Annotated in this window: 4 protein-coding genes; all 4 read left to right on the top strand. The window is 69.4% G+C overall.

Translation table 11 applies throughout. From position 1 onward, the window contains the following. Positions 1-187: 187 nt before the first annotated feature. On the top strand, positions 188-1,054 hold the full coding sequence (locus D183_RS0109155) for a CheR family methyltransferase (protein WP_017908722.1): 867 nt from the start codon (positions 188-190) through the stop codon (positions 1,052-1,054). Further along, positions 1,051-1,653, top strand: coding sequence for a chemoreceptor glutamine deamidase CheD (gene cheD / locus D183_RS0109160; RefSeq protein ID WP_017908723.1), 603 nt, complete (start codon positions 1,051-1,053; stop codon positions 1,651-1,653). Before D183_RS0109155 ends, cheD begins: the two co-directional genes overlap by 4 nt. Next, positions 1,650-2,723: a protein-glutamate methylesterase/protein-glutamine glutaminase gene (locus tag D183_RS0109165; protein WP_026143996.1), complete on the top strand. Its 1,074-nt coding sequence runs from the start codon at positions 1,650-1,652 to the stop codon at positions 2,721-2,723. The genes cheD and D183_RS0109165 overlap by 4 nt, the downstream gene beginning before the upstream one ends. 34 nt (positions 2,724-2,757) lie before the next feature. Continuing rightward, the coding region (locus tag D183_RS0109170; RefSeq protein WP_017908725.1) for a PAS domain-containing protein at positions 2,758-3,675 on the top strand (918 nt) is incomplete at its 3' end.

Below are 3,675 nucleotides of genomic sequence, written 5' to 3' on the forward strand. Positions count from 1 at the left end.
CCGGCCCCGGCCCGCGCCAGGCCCCGTGCGGCGGCGCGCCCGCGCCCCGCCAGCACCGCCGCCAGCGAGGCCCAGTGGCAGGAGTTCTGAGCCCGCAGGCCACCGCCGGCGCTCTTTCCTGACTGCCGGCTGTCAATTTCGTCCGTTCCCGGCCGATAACCCGATTGACCGACCATCGCTGCGCACCATGGCCATCCAGACTCCCGCTTCGCCCTCCTCCGGTTCCGACAATCGCGACTTCGACTTCAGCGACCGCGATTTCAAGCGGGTCTGCGACCTGATCTACCAGAAGGCCGGCATCGCCCTGGCCCCGGCCAAGCGCGACATGGTCTACGGCCGGCTGTCGCGGCGCCTGCGCGTGCTGGGCCTGCGCTCGTTCCGCGACTACCTGGACTGGCTGGAGCGCGAAGGCGGCGACGAATGGGAGGCGTTCACCAATGCGCTGACCACCAACCTGACCTCGTTCTTCCGCGAGCCGCACCATTTCGAGCGGCTGCGCGAAGAGTTGCAGAAGCACTCCGGCGCGGCGCCGCTGAAGATCTGGTCCTGCGCCTCGTCCACCGGCGAGGAGCCCTACTCGCTGGCGATCACCGCCTGCGAAGCGTTCGGCACGCTGACCCCGCCGGTGCGGATCCTGGCCACCGACGTCGACACCCAGGTGCTGGCCACCGCCTCGCGCGGCGTCTACGCGCTGGAACGCGTCGCCAGCCTCGATCCCGCCCTCAAGCGCAAGTATTTCCAGCGCGGCAGCGGCGCCAACGAAGGCCACTGCCGGGTGCTGCCGGCGCTGCGCGACCTGCTCGAGTTCCGCCAGCTCAACCTGCTGGAACCGCGCTACGACGTCGCCGGCCCGTACCTGGCGCTGTTCTGCCGCAACGTGATGATCTATTTCGACAAGCCCACCCAGCGCGGCATCCTGTCGCGGCTGATTCCGCACCTGGACGACGACGGCATGCTCTACACCGGCCATTCGGAGAACTATCTGCATGCGGCCGACCTGATCCAGCCCTGCGGCCGCACGCTGTATCGCCGGGCGCAGAAGGATCGCGCATGAGCGCCGCGGCCATGGCCCTGGACCAGGTGATGCGCTATCACGACACGCGCTTCCAGACGATGGCGGCCAAGCTGTTGCCGACCCAGTACCTGGTGGTGGACGACGACACCGCGCTGACCACCATCCTGGGTTCGTGCGTGGCCGCCTGCATCCGCGACCCGCTGCTGAAGATCGGCGGCATGAACCACTTCATGCTGCCCGACGGCCAGAGCGGCGACGGCGCGCCTGCCCGCTACGGCAGCTATGCGATGGAAGTGCTGATCAACGACCTGCTCAAGCGCGGCGCCGCCCGCAACCGCCTGGAAGCCAAGGTGTTCGGCGGCGGCAACGTGCTCAAGGGCTTCACCAACAATCCGGTCGGCACGCGCAACGCCGACTTCGTGCTGAACTACCTCAAGGCCGAACATATCCCGGTGGTGGCCGAGGATCTGCGTGGCATCCATCCGCGCAAGATCTGGTTCTTCCCCGCTACCGGCCGCGTGGTCGTGCAGCGCCTGCCGCACGCGCACGAGGAAGCCGAAATCGCCGCGGCCGAGTCGGCGGTGCGCGCCCGTCTCGCCAAAGCCCCCGTCACCGGTGCCGTGGAGTTGTTCGAATGAGCCTGGAAGCCCCTTGCCGCGTGCTGATCGTCGACGACTCGGCGGTCGTGCGACAGATCCTTACCGAAATCCTGTCGGGCGCGCCCGGCGTGGAAGTGGTCGGCTCGGCCGCCGACCCGCTGCTGGCGCGCGAGAAGATCAAGCGCCTGAATCCGGACGTGATCACCCTGGACGTGGAAATGCCGCGCATGGACGGGCTGGCGTTCCTGGAAAACCTGATGCGGCTGCGGCCCACGCCGGTGGTGATGATCTCCTCGCTGACCGAGCGCGGCGCCGACACCACCCTGCAGGCGCTGTCGCTGGGCGCGGTCGACTTCGTCTCCAAGCCCAAGCTCGACGTGGCCCGCGGGCTGGAGGAGTACGCCGAAGAGATCATCGCCAAGGTCAAGAACGCGTCCAAGGCCAAGGTCCGCGCCCTGGACCGGCCGGCCGCGCCGAAACCGGCCGGCGCCACCGCCACGCCCGCCGCGGTGTCCTCGCTGAAGTTCCGCACCACCGACCGGCTGATCGCCATCGGCGCCTCCGCCGGCGGCACCGAAGCGCTGCGCGTGGTGCTGGAAGGGATGCCGGCCGATGCGCCTGCGGTGGTCATGACCCAGCACCTGCCGGCCGGCTTCAGCACCGCCTTCGCCGACCGCCTCAACCGGCACTCGGCCATGGCCGTGCGCGAAGCGACCGAAGGCGAAGCGATCCTGCCCGGCCACGCCTACCTGCCGCCCGGCGGCAAGCACCTGCAGGTGATCCGCGACGGTGCGCGCTGGCGCTGCAAGATCGACGACGGCCCGCCGGTCAACCGGCACAAGCCGGCGGTGGACGTGCTGTTCCAGTCGGTGGCACGCAACGCCGGCGCCAACGCCATCGGCGCGATCCTCACCGGCATGGGCGACGACGGCGCGCGCGGCCTGCTGGAAATGCTGCAGGCCGGGGCCAGCACCCTGGTCCAGGACGAGGCCACCAGCGTGGTCTGGGGCATGCCCGGCACCGCCTTCCGCCTGGGCGCGGCGCAGGAGGTCTTGCCGCTGGACAAGATCGCCGAGCGCCTGATCGCGCTGTCCGTGCAGGCGCGCTGACACCATGCCGGGCCGCCGCGTCACAACGTCGAGCGTGCCCAGCGACATCAGCGTGGAGGCGGCGCGAACGGCGGCGGCCCGTTCCGAACTGGACCTGCTGCTCTGCCTGCAGTACGCACCGGAAGGCGTGCTGATCGTCGATCCGCAGGCGCGTGTGGTTGCCTTCAACCACACCGCCGAGGCGCTGTGGAACCGTCCCCGCGCGCAGGTGCTGGGGCGTCCGCTCGGCGAGTTGGCCGATGCCGACGTGCGCGACGACTTCCTCGCGCATTGCCTGCACGACGGCGGCAGCGGCAGCTACGAGCTGCTGTTGCGCGACTACGATGGCGCAGCGCGCTGGCTGGCGGTGAGCGCGGCGCGGGCACCGCAGCACTACAGCCAATTGCAGGTGCTGTTCGTGCGCGACATCAGCGCCGAGCGCGCCCGCGACGCCAGGATGCGACTGCTGTCGCTGGCACTGGACTCCAGCGACGCCGCCATCGTCGTCTGCGATCCGGAGTTGAACATCCTCTACGTCAACGCCGGCTTCAGCCAGGTGTTCGGCTATGCCGAGAGCGAAGTGCTGGGGCATCTGCCGAGCAACGTGTTGGCCGGCCCCGGTACCGACATGCAGACCGTGCAGCACACCCGCGAGCGCGTGCGCGCCGGTTTCGGCCACCAGACCGACATCCTCGCCTACCGCAAGGACGGCACGCCGCTGTGGGCCACCCTGGTGGCCACCCCCATCGCCAGCGAGGATGGCAGCCAACAGCACTACATCCTCTCGTTCACCGACATCACCCAGAGCAAGATGCACGAGGTGCTGCACAAGAACGTGCTGGATGCGCTGGTCCGCGAACAGCCGCTGATCGAGGTCGCCACGCTGATCTGCAAGGAGGTCGAGCGCATCGCGCCGGAACTGATGGCCGCGATCGTGAGTGTGGACGGCAGCGGCTGCCTGCAGCCGCTGGGG

It is taken from the genome of Xanthomonas sp. SHU 199, from assembly GCF_000364665.1.
GTDB classification, from domain to species: Bacteria; Pseudomonadota; Gammaproteobacteria; order Xanthomonadales; family Xanthomonadaceae; genus Xanthomonas_A; species Xanthomonas_A sontii.